The 12871-nt window shown below is 74.5% G+C and carries 11 protein-coding genes; 7 read left to right on the forward strand and 4 right to left on the reverse strand.

The features are described from left to right. Window position 1 precedes the first annotated feature (1 nt). Window positions 2–703, forward strand: coding sequence for a RibD family protein (locus tag BMW67_RS06280; RefSeq protein ID WP_072746371.1), 702 nt, complete (start codon window positions 2–4; stop codon window positions 701–703). Continuing rightward, entirely contained in the window at window positions 700–1269 is a 570-nt protein-coding gene (locus tag BMW67_RS06285; protein WP_072746370.1) for a cytochrome b, read from the forward strand. The genes BMW67_RS06280 and BMW67_RS06285 overlap by 4 nt, the downstream gene beginning before the upstream one ends. Window positions 1270–1562: 293 nt before the next feature. Here BMW67_RS06285 and BMW67_RS06290 read toward each other — a convergent pair whose 3' ends face one another. Genes BMW67_RS06290 through BMW67_RS06305 form a run of 4 tightly spaced genes read right to left on the reverse strand, consistent with a single transcriptional unit; the run spans window position 1563 to window position 4823 of the window. Then, complete coding sequence (locus BMW67_RS06290) at window positions 1563–2330, reverse strand: hypothetical protein (protein ID WP_072746369.1); 768 nt, start codon at window positions 2328–2330, stop codon at window positions 1563–1565. Beyond that, window positions 2327–3394: a glycosyltransferase family 4 protein gene (locus tag BMW67_RS06295; RefSeq protein ID WP_072746368.1), complete on the reverse strand. Its 1068-nt coding sequence runs from the start codon at window positions 3392–3394 to the stop codon at window positions 2327–2329. Before BMW67_RS06295 ends, BMW67_RS06290 begins: the two co-directional genes overlap by 4 nt. Next, window positions 3391–3804 carry a 6-pyruvoyl trahydropterin synthase family protein gene (locus BMW67_RS06300; protein ID WP_072746367.1) on the reverse strand — a complete coding sequence of 138 codons (414 nt, stop codon included), beginning with the start codon at window positions 3802–3804 and terminating at the stop codon, window positions 3391–3393. Before BMW67_RS06300 ends, BMW67_RS06295 begins: the two co-directional genes overlap by 4 nt. Further along, window positions 3801–4823, reverse strand: a complete 1023-nt coding sequence (locus BMW67_RS06305; RefSeq protein ID WP_072746366.1) for a zinc-dependent alcohol dehydrogenase — start codon at window positions 4821–4823, stop codon at window positions 3801–3803. The genes BMW67_RS06300 and BMW67_RS06305 overlap by 4 nt, the downstream gene beginning before the upstream one ends. Window positions 4824–5463: 640 nt before the next feature. Between BMW67_RS06305 and mdoH the strand changes: the two genes are divergently transcribed. From mdoH to BMW67_RS06330, 5 genes are all read left to right on the forward strand, one after another. Then, window positions 5464–7425 carry a glucans biosynthesis glucosyltransferase MdoH gene (gene mdoH, locus BMW67_RS06310; RefSeq protein ID WP_218139758.1) on the forward strand — a complete coding sequence of 654 codons (1962 nt, stop codon included), beginning with the start codon at window positions 5464–5466 and terminating at the stop codon, window positions 7423–7425. A gap of 404 nt (window positions 7426–7829) precedes the next feature. Further along, entirely contained in the window at window positions 7830–8825 is a 996-nt protein-coding gene (gene dgcN, locus BMW67_RS06315; RefSeq protein WP_072746364.1) for an N-acetyltransferase DgcN, read from the forward strand. Then, a complete protein-coding gene (gene dgcA / locus BMW67_RS06320) occupies window positions 8822–9802 on the forward strand; it encodes an N-acetyl-D-Glu racemase DgcA (RefSeq protein WP_091764169.1) in 981 nt (326 codons plus the stop codon). Before dgcN ends, dgcA begins: the two co-directional genes overlap by 4 nt. Before the next feature lie 16 nt (window positions 9803–9818). Next, window positions 9819–10673 (forward strand): D-amino-acid transaminase, encoded by an 855-nt coding sequence (locus tag BMW67_RS06325; protein ID WP_072746363.1) that lies wholly within the window; start codon window positions 9819–9821, stop codon window positions 10671–10673. Between the two features lie 176 nt (window positions 10674–10849). Beyond that, window positions 10850–12553, forward strand: coding sequence for a bifunctional sulfate adenylyltransferase/adenylylsulfate kinase (locus tag BMW67_RS06330; RefSeq protein WP_072746362.1), 1704 nt, complete (start codon window positions 10850–10852; stop codon window positions 12551–12553). Window positions 12554–12871: the final 318 nt, after the last annotated feature.

Below are 12871 nucleotides of genomic sequence, written 5' to 3' on the forward strand. Positions count from 1 at the left end.
CATGAACCATGCTCCGGCAACGCGCCCCCAGGCGCTCGCCCCGCTGCGCGAGGATGGCGCGCCGGTGGTGATCGCGCAGCTCGGCCAGTCGCTGGACGGGCGCATCGCCACGGTCACGGGGGCGTCGAAATACATCAACGGCGCGCGCGCGCTCGAGCATCTGCACCGCCTGCGCGCGCATGTCGATGCGGTGATCGTGGGGGTCGGCACCGTCGCCGCCGACGATCCCCGGCTGACGGTGCGCCGCGTCGACGGCCGCCACCCGGCGCGCGTGGTCATCGACCCGCGCGGGCGCATGCCGCGCGACGCCGCGATTCTGGCCGACGGCACGGCGCCCGTGCTGGTGGCGAGCGCGCCTGACGCCCCGCCGCCGCCGCCGCCGGCCGAGGCGCTGCGCCTGCCCGCGCCGGGCGGGCGCTTCGACCCCCGCGCCATCGTCGCCGCGCTGGCCGAGCGCGGCCTGACGCGCCTTCTTGTCGAGGGCGGCGCCGACACGCTGGCCGGTTTCCTCGAGGCGCGGGCGGTGGACATGCTGCACATCCTCATGTCGCCGATGATCCTGGGATCGGGCAAGCCGGGCTTTCGCCTCTCGCCCATCGAGCGGCTGGACGAGGCGCTGCGCCCGCGCACCGAGGTGCATGTGTTCGACGACGGCGACGTGCTGTTCACCTGCGACATGCGCAACAGCTGGAGCCGGCCATGAGCGCGGGCGCCTACACGCCTCTTCAGCGCGCGCTGCACTGGATCGTGGCGGCGCTGGTGATCGCGTTGATCCCGGCGGGGCTGTTGATCGAGGGCTACGATCCCGAAGTGGCGGCGCGCGTGAACGGCGCGCTGGGGGCGGGGGCGTTCGATCTGATCTACGATCTGCACAAGTCGGCGGGTCTGACGGTGCTCGGGCTGATGATCCTGCGCGCGGCGGCGCGGGCGGCGCGGCCGCCGGCGCCCCATGATCCGCCGCTGCGCGCGTGGGAGCGGGCGGCCTCGCGGATCGTGCATCTGCTGCTCTATGCGCTGCTGATCGCGGCGCCGGTCGTCGGCTGGATCGGCGTCAGCCTGTATCCCGCGCCGGCGCCGGTCTGGTTCCTGTTCGACGCGCGGCTGCCGCTGACGCCGGACCGGGCGCTGTCCGAGACGTTGCTCGGGCAGGTGCATGGGCCGATGGGCGTGATGATCGGCCTTCTGGCCGCGGCGCATGTGCTGGCGGCGCTCAAGCACGCCTTCATCGACCGCGACGGCGTGATGCGCCGCATGCTCGGGAGCGGCTGATCCGGGGCGCGGCCCGCCGGGTTCGGGCGCGGCGGGCGCGGTTCCCGACAAGGGCTGCGCGCGCAATGGGCGCCGCGGCTTCGACGCATGCAGCGCCGGCGGGCGGCGCGCGCGTCGCGGTCGCGGCGCTCGCAGGTTCTGCGCGAAGGCCGGCGCGGCGGATCTGCGCTTGGTCCGCCGGGCCCGCCGTCGGATCGTCGGCCGGCCGTTCGGGGCGCGTCTCGGCGGCCTTGCGGCGCCGCCCAGGGGATCGGCGCGGCCGCGGGATTCGCACCGCGCGTCCTTGCATCTTGTCAGCCGGGCGGCAGCGCCAGGATGTCGACATGCCCGATCTCGACCTGCCGTGCGGCGCGCCGCGCCAGCCGCCAGCGCTCGAGCGTCGGCGCCGTCAGCGCGCCCGTCTCGCCCACCGCGGCGGCGGCGCCGTCGGCCAGCGCGGCGATCAGCGCCGCGTCGCCCGCCCCCAGCCGCCAGGGCGAGGGCGCTGCGCTCACGCTCCAGCCCGCCGCGCGCAGCATCCGCGCCAGGGTGGGGGCGGCGTCCGGGCCCAGCGCCGGCCCCAGCCCCTTGTCGCGGCGCTGATGCGCGTGGAAGGCGGCTAGGGCGGCGGGCTCGGCCGGATCGGCGGGCGACCAGCGCTCGCGCCCGTCATAGGTCAGCGCCGCCAGCACCGCCGCATCACGCGGCAGGGCCCGGACGAAGCGGGCGATCCAGGCCTCGGAGCACAGGTCGAAGAAGGCCGAGGCGGCGACGACCCGCGCCCCGGCCAGAAGCCGCTCGACCTCGTCGGGCGCGGACAGGTCGGCGCGCGCCGTTCGCGCGCCGGTGCGGCGGCGCGCCTCGGCCAGAAGCCCCGCATCCGCATCGATCAGCAGCCAGCGCAGCCGCGGCGCCAGCGGGGCCAGCGCCTGAACCGTCGCGCCCGCTCCGGCGCCCAGATCCACGGCCGCAAGCGGCGCGCCGCCGGTCCACGCGGCCAGGCGCCGGGCCAGAGCCATGCTGCGCGCGGCGCGGTCGGCCGGCGCGCGCAGGTCGAGCCAGTCGAGCGCGAAGCCGCTCATGCCCGCGCCGCCGCCGACGGCGCGCCGCGCACATCGCGCACGACGCGCAGGATGCGGCGCGCGGTCTCGTCCCAGTCGGGCAGGGTCATCGCATGCGCGCGCGCCGCCTGCGCCAGGCGCCGGCGCGCCTCGGGGCGCGAGAGCAGCAGCGCCAGCGCGTCGGCCAGCGCCTCGGGATCGTCGGGCGGGACCAGCAGCGCCGCGCCGGGCGGGGCGGCTTCGCGCACGGCGTGGGTGGCGACGACGGGCAGGGCGCGCATCATCGCCTCGGCCGCGGCCATGCCGTATCCTTCGTAGCGGCTGGGAAGGCAGAAGATGTCGGCCCGCGCGAACATGCGCTCGAGCGCGGGCGCGTCGAGCGCGCCGGTCAGCGTCGCCCGCTCTTCCAGGCCCAGCTGCGCGATCAGCGCGCGCAGGCGCGCCGCCTCGGCCGGGTCGCGGTCATGCGCGCCGACGATGGCGCAGCGCCACGCGCCCGGCCCCAGCGCGGCCAGCGCGCGCAGCAGCACGTCCCAGCCCTTGCGCGGGGTCAGCGCGCCGACGCCCAGGATCAGCCGAGGCGCGCCGGGCTCGGCGCCCCGGGCGGGGGCGGCGCGGGCAAGGCCGGGCGGCGCGACATGCACCCGCGCGGGATCGAGGGCGAAGAGCTCGGCCGCCGCGCGCGCCGTCGCGGCGCTTGTGGTCACGACCGCGGCGCAGGCGCGCAGCGCCGCGCCCTCGCTTTGCAGCAGCGCCCTGGCGCGCGCCGGCTCAAGCCCCGTCTCGAGCCCCAGCGGATGGTGCAGCAGCCCGATGACCGGCCCCGCCAGCGCGGCCACGCCTTCGGCCGGCAGCACGCCCAGCGCCAGCCCGTCGATCGCCACCGGCCCGCGCGCCAGCGAAAGCGCCTTCAGCGCGCCCTCGATCTGCGCGGGCGAGGGATCGGGAAATCCGCCGGGCAGCGGCAGATGCCCCAGCAGGCCCCCGGCCGCGCGCAGCACGCGCCGGGCATAGGCATAGCCCCCCGTCGGCGCGTCGAGCGCGCCCGGAACCGCCAGCCAGGCCGCCGGGGCGCGCGCGCTCATGCCGGGCCTTCGTGCCAGGCGCGGGCCAGATGCGACTCGCTCAGCGTCACGCGGATGCGCGTCAGCCCCTCGGCGCCCGGCCCCAGCGCCCCCGCGCGCGCCGCGTCGCGCAGTCGCTCGTAGATGTGGCGGCACAGATATTCCGTGGTGGTCAGGCGCCCGGGCAGCAGCTCGTCCAGATTGCCGTAGTCCAGCGGGGCCAGCGCGGCGCGCAGCGCCTCGCGCGCGCGGCCGATGTCCACGACCACGCCTTGCTCGGTCAGCTCGGGGCGCATGAAGGCCGCGTCCACGACATAGGTCGCGCCGTGCAGCTTCTGCGCCGGGCCGAACAGCGGGTCGGGCAGCGAGTGGGCGATCATCACATGGTCGCGCACCTCGACGGCGTAAAGAGAGGCTTCCTGTCCTGTCATGGGGCGGTCCTTGCTTGCGCCGGCGCGCCGTCGCGGCCGGCCGGGGGATATGCGATCGCCACGCCCCCGCCGGGCGCGCCGGGCGCAAGCAGCGCGGGCAGGCGGGCGGGCAGGTCGAAGAAGGGCGCGCGATGCTCGATCAGCGCGTCGAGGGCCGGGTCCTTGGCCAGGATGCGCAGCGCCGCCGCAAGGCGCCGCGGGCCGTCCCAGCGCGGGGCGCGCGCCGGCGGCACGCGCCCGACCTGCGAGGACGCCACCGTCAGCCGCAGCGCGTGGAAGGCGCCGCCAAGGCGCAGCGTGGCCTCGGCGTCGCCGTGCCAGCTGACCTCGACGGCGCGCCCCTCGGGACCCAGCGCGTCGAGCGCGGCTTGCAGACCCGCCCCCGCGCCGGTGCAGTTGAAGGCCAGGTCGCAACCGGCGGGCAGGTCGTCGGGCGCGCGCCAGGTCACGGCAAGTTCACCCGCGATGCGGGCGCGCTCGGCTACCCTGTCGGTCACGAAGACCTCGCAGCCGGGCATGCGCGCCGCCAGCCGCGCGATCAGGCAGCCGACGACCCCCGCGCCGACGACCAGGATGCGGTCGCCCGGCCCCGCGCCCGCGTCCCACAACGCGGTCAGCGCGGTTTCCATGTTCGCCGCCAGCGTCGCGCGCGCGGGCGGCAGGCCGGGCGGCAGCAGGTGGCAGGCGCGCGCGGGCAGCCATGCGCGGGTCTGGTGCGGGTGCAGGGCGAAGACGCGCTTGCCCGCCAGCTCGGGCGGCCCCTGTTCGACCTCGGCCGCCAGCGCGTAGCCATAGCGCACGGGGAAGGGGAAGTCGCCGACCTGCATCGGGGCGCGCATGCGCGCATGTTCCGAGGCGGGCACGCGGCCCTCGAAGACCAGGCGCTCGGTGCCGCGGCTCAGCCCCGAGGCCAGGGCGCGCACCAGCACGTGATCGGGCCCCGGCGGCGCGTCGGGCAGCGCGACGGGGCGGATCTCGGCGCGGCGGGGCGCGGCATACACCAATGCGTGAGCTTCCATGCGGGGGCCTTTCGCGACTCGTGACGGCAACAGTAGGCAAGGCGGACCGCAGGTCCAGAGGGAGGCGCATCACATGACCGACAGCGAAGCCGCGCGGCGGCGGGCCGACGGCCTTCCTGGCGACGAGGCGCCGGCGCCGAGGCTTGCGCCCCGGCCCGGGGCCGCGGGGCCGGGGGGCGCTCGGCCTGAGGGACCGGAGGCGCGCGCCACGCCGCCCGCGCCGCGCGGCGGCGCGGCGCCTGACCAGGGCGCCGGTCCCGTGCCGGGCCTGGCGCCCCGTGACGCGGCGCAGCGGTCCGGCGGCGGCTCTGGCGGCGGCTCTGGCGGCGGGGCGGGGTCCGCCCATGCGCCGATGGGCGCGCCGGGCGCCGACGGCGTCGGGCGGCCCAAGGGCGTGTTTGCCCCGGGGGCGGCGGGCGGGCCGGTTGACGGGGCGGCCGGCGCCCGGGGCCCTGGCCGGCAGGACGCGGGCGCGACGAGCGGAGCCGGGCCGGGCGAGGGCGCCGGCGGCGCCGGGGGCGGCGGCGCAGGCCCGGCCGGCGCGGCTCCCGCTTGCGGCCCCGCGCCGGCCGAGGCGTCCGCCTTCGCCGGCGTGGGGCTGCGGGGGACGGCGCAAGAGGGCGCCGCCGGCGCGCCCAGCGTGCGCCCGCCGCGCGCGCCGCGCCGCCTGACCCCCGCAGGGCTGCAGCCGCGCCGCATGCTGGCGCGGCGGCGGGCGACGGCGGCGGCGCTCAATCTGGGATCGCTGGCGCTGGTGCTGGCCGGGGCGGCGCATGCGTTCGGCGCCGGGGGCTGGTCGGTCAGCGACGCCGTCGCGCTCGCTTGCGTGGCCGTGGGGGCGCCGTGGACGATCATGGGCTTCTGGAACGCGCTCATCGGCCTGTGGCTGGCGCATGGACGCCGCGACGGGCTGGCGGCGGCCGCCCCGCACATGGCCGCCGCCGACTCCGATGCGCCGCTGCGCGCGCGCGTGGCGGTGGCCATGGCGCTGCGCAACGAGGATGCCGAGCGCGCCTTGACGCGCCTGGCCGCCCTGCGCGAGTCGCTCGACGCCACGGGCCAGGGCGCGCATTTCGACCTGTTCGTGCTGTCCGACAGCGACCGTCCCGAGGCGATCGCGGCCGAAGAGGCGGCGCTGGCGCGTCTTGCGCCCCGGCTCGGGCCGCGGCTGATCTATCGCCGACGGCCGCTCAACGCAGGCTGGAAGGCCGGCAACATCCGCGACTTCCTGCGCCGCTGGGGAGGCGGGTATGAGCTGTTCCTGCCGCTCGACAGCGACAGCCTGATGTCCGGCGAGACCGTCTTGCGCATGACCCGCATCATGCAGGCGCATCCGCGCATCGGCATCCTGCAGAGCCTTGCGGTGGGGGCGCCGGCGCGCTCGGCCTTCGCGCGGATCTTCCAGTTCGGCATGCGCCACGGCATGCGCAGCTTCACGCTGGGCGCGGCCTGGTGGCATGGCGATTGCGGCCCCTATTGGGGGCACAACGCGCTGGTGCGGGTCGCGCCCTTCCGGCGCCATTGCCGCTTGCCGCGCCTGCCCGGCCGCCCGCCGCTGGGCGGCGCGATTCTCAGCCACGACCAGGTCGAGGCGGCGCTGATGCGCCGCGCCGGCTACGAGTGCCGCGTCATGCCCGTCGAGGCCGGCAGCTGGGAAGAGAACCCCCCGACGCTGCTCGACTTCACCCGCCGCGACCTGCGCTGGTGCCAGGGCAACATGCAATACTGGGGGCTTCTGGGGCTGCGCGGGCTCAAGCCCATGTCGCGCTTTCAGCTCTTCGCGGCCATCGCGATGTATCTGGCCGCGCCGGCCTGGATGCTGATGACCGCGACGGCGGCGTTCAAGCTGCTCGAGGGCGGCGCCGGCCAGGTCGACGCCGCCTTCGCCGCCTCGATGATGCTGGTGATGTTCTCGGTCTCGCTCTTTCCCAAGATCGCGGGGTGGATCGACGTCGCCCTGCGGCCGGGCGAGGCCGCGCGCTATGGCGGGCGGCTGCGCTTTGCGGCCGGCGCGGCGGTGGAAACCGTGTTCTCGATGCTCATGGCGCCCGCGGTCGCCTTTCGCACGACGCTGTTCCTGGCGGGGCTGGCGGCGGGGCGTTCGGTGGTCTGGGGCGCGCAGGCGCGCGACGCCTACGCGCTGGGCTGGGGGCAGGCGGCGCGGGGGCTGTGGATGCAGACGCTCTTCGGCCTGGGCCTTGCCGCCGCGGTCTGGGCCAGGGCGCCCGAGGCCCTGCCCTGGGCGGCGCCGGTGCTGGCGGGGCTGTGCCTGGCGATCCCCTTCGCCGTGCTGACCGCCGCGCCGGGGCTGGGGCGGGCGATGGCGAGGGCGCGTGTGTGCGCCGTTCCCGAAGAGCTGGCGCCGCCGCCCGTCCTGTCCGGGGTCTTCGACCTCGAGCCGGGCGATGGCGCGGCCGCCGGGGGCGAGGCGGCATTCGACCCGAGGCCGACCGCGGGTGCGGCGCAAGGCGCGGAGCCAGGCGCGGGGCCGGGAACGGCGCAAGGCGCGGGGCCGGGAGCGGAGGCGCGCGCGTCGGCGAAGGCCGCAAGGGCGTCGGCGAGCGGAGCGGGCAAGCCGCCGGCCGCCCGCGCGGCCGGTTGATCGGCGCGCTTCGGCCCGGGACCGAGCGCTCCGGCGCGGCGCTCGGCCGCAGGGGCGTCGTGCGCCGCGGCGCGAAGCCCGCGAGGGGCGGGGGCGCCGCGCGCTCGGTCGTTCCGTCGCGCCGCGCGGGGCCGGCTCCGGGGGCCGCGCGTGCCGCGGGGCTGCGCAAACGCGCGGCGCGAAACGGAACAATCGCCTGCATGGCGCGGCGCCGTGCGAATGATCTTCGGTCGTTTGGTGATCTAGACGAAGGATCTTCGACATTCGGCCCGATCCGCGCGGGCCCGCCGAACGGCGTTGCGTTTTCGTCCGCCCCCGCGCGCGCCCATTGACGCGCTCGCGCGCCGATGCTCGGATCGCCCGAAAGCCCGGCGCTGCGCGCCGCCACATCACGGAGACGCCCGATGCTCGAGCAACCCTACCTTCTTTTCCTCGGCGACGCCCCCGACCAGCTGGCCGCCAAGGTGGCGCAGGGAATCCGCGACTGGCGCCCGGAATCGGTGGTGGGGCAGCTGCGCATGCCCGGCTGCCAGGCCGATCTGGGCTTGCCCGACATGACCATCGAGCAGGCCGCGGCCGCCGGCGCGCGCACGCTGGTGGTCGGCGTGGCGAACCGGGGGGGCATGATCTCGCCCGCCTGGATCAAGGTGCTGCGCGAGGCGCTCGAGGCCGGCATGGACGTGGCCTCGGGGCTGCACAACCTGCTGCGCGACGAGCCCCTGCTGGTCGAGGCCGCGCGCCATGCCGGGCGCAAGCTGCACGACGTGCGCGTGCCCACGGTGAAATACCCCATCGCCAACGGCAAGAAGCGCAGCGGCAAGCGCTGCCTGGCCGTGGGCACGGACTGCTCGGTGGGCAAGATGTACACCGCGCTCGCCATGGAGAAGGCGATGCGCGCGCGCGGCATGAAGGCCGACTTCCGCGCCACGGGGCAGACCGGCATCCTCATCACCGGCGAGGGCGTGCCCCTCGACGCCGTGGTGGCCGACTTCATGGCCGGCGCGATCGAGTGGCTGACCCCCGACGCCGAGCCCGACCACTGGGACCTGATCGAGGGGCAGGGCAGCCTGTTCCACCCCTCCTATTCGGGCGTGACGCTGGCGCTGATCCATGGCGGCCAGCCCGACGCGCTGGTGCTGTGCCACGAGCCGACCCGCGGGCACATGCGCGGCCTGCCCGAATACGCGCTTCCCAGCCTCGAGGACCTGCGCGACGTGGCGCTGCGCATGGCGCGCATCGTCAACCCGGCCTGCGAGGTGGTGGGCGTCTCGATCAACACCGCCGCCATGGACGAGGAAGAGGCGCTCGACTACCTCGCCGCGGTCGAGCGGCAGATGGGCCTGCCCACCGTCGATCCCTTCCGCCAGGGCGCCGACCGCCTGGCCGAGGCGCTGGAATGATCCGTCTCGATCTGCGGCGCGAGGCGTTCCGCCTGCGCGAGGCCTTCACCATCTCGCGCGGGTCGCGCACCGAGCAGGTCGTGGTGACCGTGACGCTGACCGAGGGCGAGCGCCGCGGCTGGGCCGAATGCACGCCCTACGCGCGCTATGGCGAAAGCGTCGCGGGGGTGATGGACGCCATCTCGGCGCTGGCCGCGGACATCGCCAACGGCATGGACCGCGCGGCGCTGCAGGCGGCGCTGCCGCCGGGCGCGGCGCGCAACGCGCTGGACTGCGCGCTGTGGGATCTGGAGGCCAAGCGCGCCGGCCGGCGCGCCTGGGAGCTGGCGGGCCTGCCCGAGCCCGAACCCGTGGCGACCGCCTACACCCTGTCGCTGGACGCGCCCGAGCGCATGCGCCGCAAGGCGGCCGAGAACGCCGGCCGGCCGCTGCTCAAGGTCAAGCTGGGCGGCGAGGGCGACCTCGAGCGGCTGCGCGCGGTGCGCGAGGGCGCGCCCGAGGCGACGATCATCGTCGACGCCAACGAGGGCTGGAGCGCAGAGACCTACGCCGAGCTGGCCCCCGAGATGCTGCGCCTCGGGGTCGCCATGGTCGAGCAGCCGCTGCCCGCCGGGCAGGACGAGGCCCTGGCCGAGATCGCGCGCCCGCTGCCGGTCTGCGCCGACGAAAGCTGCCACGACCGCGCCTCGCTGGACGCGCTGACCGGGCGCTACGACATGGTCAACATCAAGCTCGACAAGACGGGCGGGCTGACCGAGGCGCTGGCGCTGCGCGACGAGGCGACGGCGCGCGGGCTGGGGGTGATGGTGGGCTGCATGATGGGCACCTCGCTGGCCATGGCGCCGGCGACGCTGGTCGCGCAGGGGGCGCGGATCGTCGATCTGGACGGTCCGCTGCTGCTGGCGCGCGACCGCGAGCCGCCCCTGACATACGACGCGGCGGGCCTGCACCCGCCGCCCGCCGCCCTTTGGGGCTAGGACACGGAGAGATGCCATGAGCCGCACCGTCTACGTCAACGGCGCCTATCTTCCCGAAGAGGAGGCCAGGGTCTCGATCTTCGACCGCGCGTTCCTCTTCGCCGACGGGGTCTACGAGGTGACCTCGGTCATCGACGGCAAGCTGGTGGACTTCGCCGGCCATGCGCGGCGGCTGGCGCGCTCGCTGGCCGAGCTGGACATGCCCGCGCCATGCTCCGAGGACGAGCTGCTTGCGATTCACCGCGAGCTGATCCGGCGCAACGGCCTGACCGAGGGCATGATCTACCTTCAGGTCACGCGCGGCGCGGCCGATCGCGACTTCGCCTGGTCCGAGGGCATGACGCCGACGCTGGTGCTGTTCACCCAGGCCAGGGCGCTGATCGACAGCCCGGCCGCCGAGCGCGGGCTGAAGGTGATCTCGCTCGAGGACCTGCGCTGGGGGCGGCGCGACATCAAGACGGTGCAGCTGCTCTACCCCTCGATGGCCAAGATGCAGGCCAAGGCCCGGGGCAAGGACGACGCCTGGCTGGTCGAGGACGGCTTCGTGACCGAGGGCACCTCGAACAACGCCTGGATCGTCACCCGCGACGGGGTCCTGGTCACGCGCGATCTGTCGAACCGCATCCTGCACGGCATCACCCGCGCCGCGGTGCTGCGCTTTGCGCGCGAGGCGCAGATGCGCGTCGAGGAGCGCCCCTTCACGATCGACGAGGCGAAGGACGCCGCCGAGGCCTTCGTCACCGCCGCCACCACCTTCGTCACCCCGGTGGTCGAGATCGACGACGCCCCGGTGGGCGACGGCGCGCCGGGGCCGGTGGCGCGGCGCCTGCGGGCCATCTACATCGAGGAAAGCCGCAAGGCGGCGATCTGACGGCTCGGCCGGTCCCGGCGGGCGCGGCGGCCCGCGCAACCCTGTCATGCGCCGGGCGCATCCCCTGCGGGTTGTGTTTTTCCGCCGCAGGGGCGAAAACGCGCACCGAGTCGCCGGCCGCGCCGGAACCCCGGCCGGCGCCGCGCGCCCGCCGCATCATCGAGCCGAGAGTTGTCATGACGCATTCCAATCACGCCCCGGTCCCCGAGCTTTACGTCTCGTCCGAAAGCGCCGCCAAGCTCAAGCGCGAGGCGGGGGACATGCCCTCGTGGGATCTGACGCCGCGCCAGATCTGCGACCTGGAGCTGCTGATGAACGGCGGCTTCAATCCGCTCAAGGGCTTCCTGACCGAGGCCGACTATGACTCGGTGGTCGAGAACATGCGCCTGGCGGACGGCTCGCTCTGGCCCATGCCGATCACGCTGGACGTGTCCGAGGAGTTCGCCGAGCGCATCGAGCCGGGCCAGGACATCGCCCTGCGCGATCAGGAAGGCGTGATCCTGGCCATCCTGTCGGTCACCGACAAATGGCGCCCGAACAAGAAGCGCGAGGCCGAGAAGGTGTTCGGCGCCGACGACCTGGCGCATCCGGCGGTGAACTACCTGCACAACGTGGCCGGTCCGGTCTATCTGGGCGGGCCGGTGCTGGGCATCCAGCCGCCGGTGCATTACGACTTCCGCGCCCGCCGCGACACCCCCAACGAGCTGCGCGCCCTGTTCCGCAAGCTGGGCTGGCGGCGCGTGGTCGCCTTCCAGACCCGCAACCCCCTGCACCGCGCGCATCAGGAGCTGACCTTCCGCGCCGCGCGCGAGGCCCAGGCCAACCTGCTGATCCACCCGGTCGTCGGCATGACCAAGCCCGGCGACGTCGATCACTTCACCCGCGTGCGCTGCTACGAGGCCGTGCTGGACAAGTATCCCGCCGCGACCACGACCATGAGCCTTCTGAACCTGGCCATGCGCATGGCCGGCCCGCGCGAGGCGGTCTGGCACGGCCTGATCCGCAAGAACCACGGCTGCACGCATTTCATCGTCGGCCGCGATCACGCCGGGCCGGGCAAGAACTCGAAGGGCGAGGACTTCTACGGCCCCTATGACGCGCAGGAGCTGTTCGCCGCCCATGCCGAAGAGATCGGCATCGAGATGGTGCCCTTCAAGCACATGGTCTACGTGCAGGAGAAGGCGCAATACTTCCCCGCCGACGAGGTGCCCGAGGGCGCGACCGTGCTCAACATCTCGGGCACCGAGCTGCGCCGGCGCCTGCGCGAGGGGCTCGAGATTCCCGAGTGGTTCTCCTTCCCCGAGGTGGTGGCCGAGCTGCGCCGCCGCTTCCCGCCGCGCAACAAGCAGGGCTTCACCGTGTTCTTCACGGGGCTGTCGGGCTCGGGCAAGTCGACCATCGCCAACGCGCTGATGATCAAGCTGATGGAGATGGGCGACCGGCCGGTGACGCTGCTGGACGGCGACGTGGTGCGCAAGCATCTGTCCTCCGAGCTGGGCTTCTCGAAGGAGCACCGCGACATCAACATCCGCCGCATCGGCTATGTGGCTTCCGAGATCACCAAGAACGGCGGCATCGCCATCTGCGCCCCGATCGCGCCCTATGCGGCGACGCGGCGCGCGGTGCGCGAGATGATCGAGCAATACGGCGCCTTCGTCGAGGTGCATGTGGCCACCAGCCTCGAGGAATGCGAGCGCCGCGACCGCAAGGGGCTTTATCGCTTGGCGCGCGAGGGCAAGATCAAGGAGTTCACCGGCATCTCGGACCCCTACGAGGCGCCCGAGAACCCCGAGCTGCGCGTGGACACCGAGGGGCAGGACGTGGACAACTGCGCCCATCAGGTGATCCTGAAGCTCGAGAGCATGGGCCTGATCGGCTGAAGGCGGACCGCCCGCGCTTGCCGACCCCGACGCCCCGGCCATCGGCCGGGGCGTTTTCTTTCGCCTGCGCGGCTTTTCGTGTCCGGGCGGACGTCGAAAAAGAGAAGCGCCGACGAGGTTTGGGGTCCTCGCCGGCGCGAAATTCACTGAACGTCAATACTCGCGACGTCTTACTTACGCATCTCCCTACGCTACGCTGCGCTTGATACTCATCAGCGCGTGACCGCTACGCTTCACCAACTACGCTACGAGAGAAAGACTGCCATCATCCGTTCATCCGATCAAGCCTCTTGTTGGATTAAATTGATGATTTTAACG

Source organism: Oceanicella actignis (assembly GCF_900111545.1).
GTDB classification, from domain to species: domain Bacteria; phylum Pseudomonadota; class Alphaproteobacteria; order Rhodobacterales; family Rhodobacteraceae; genus Oceanicella; species Oceanicella actignis.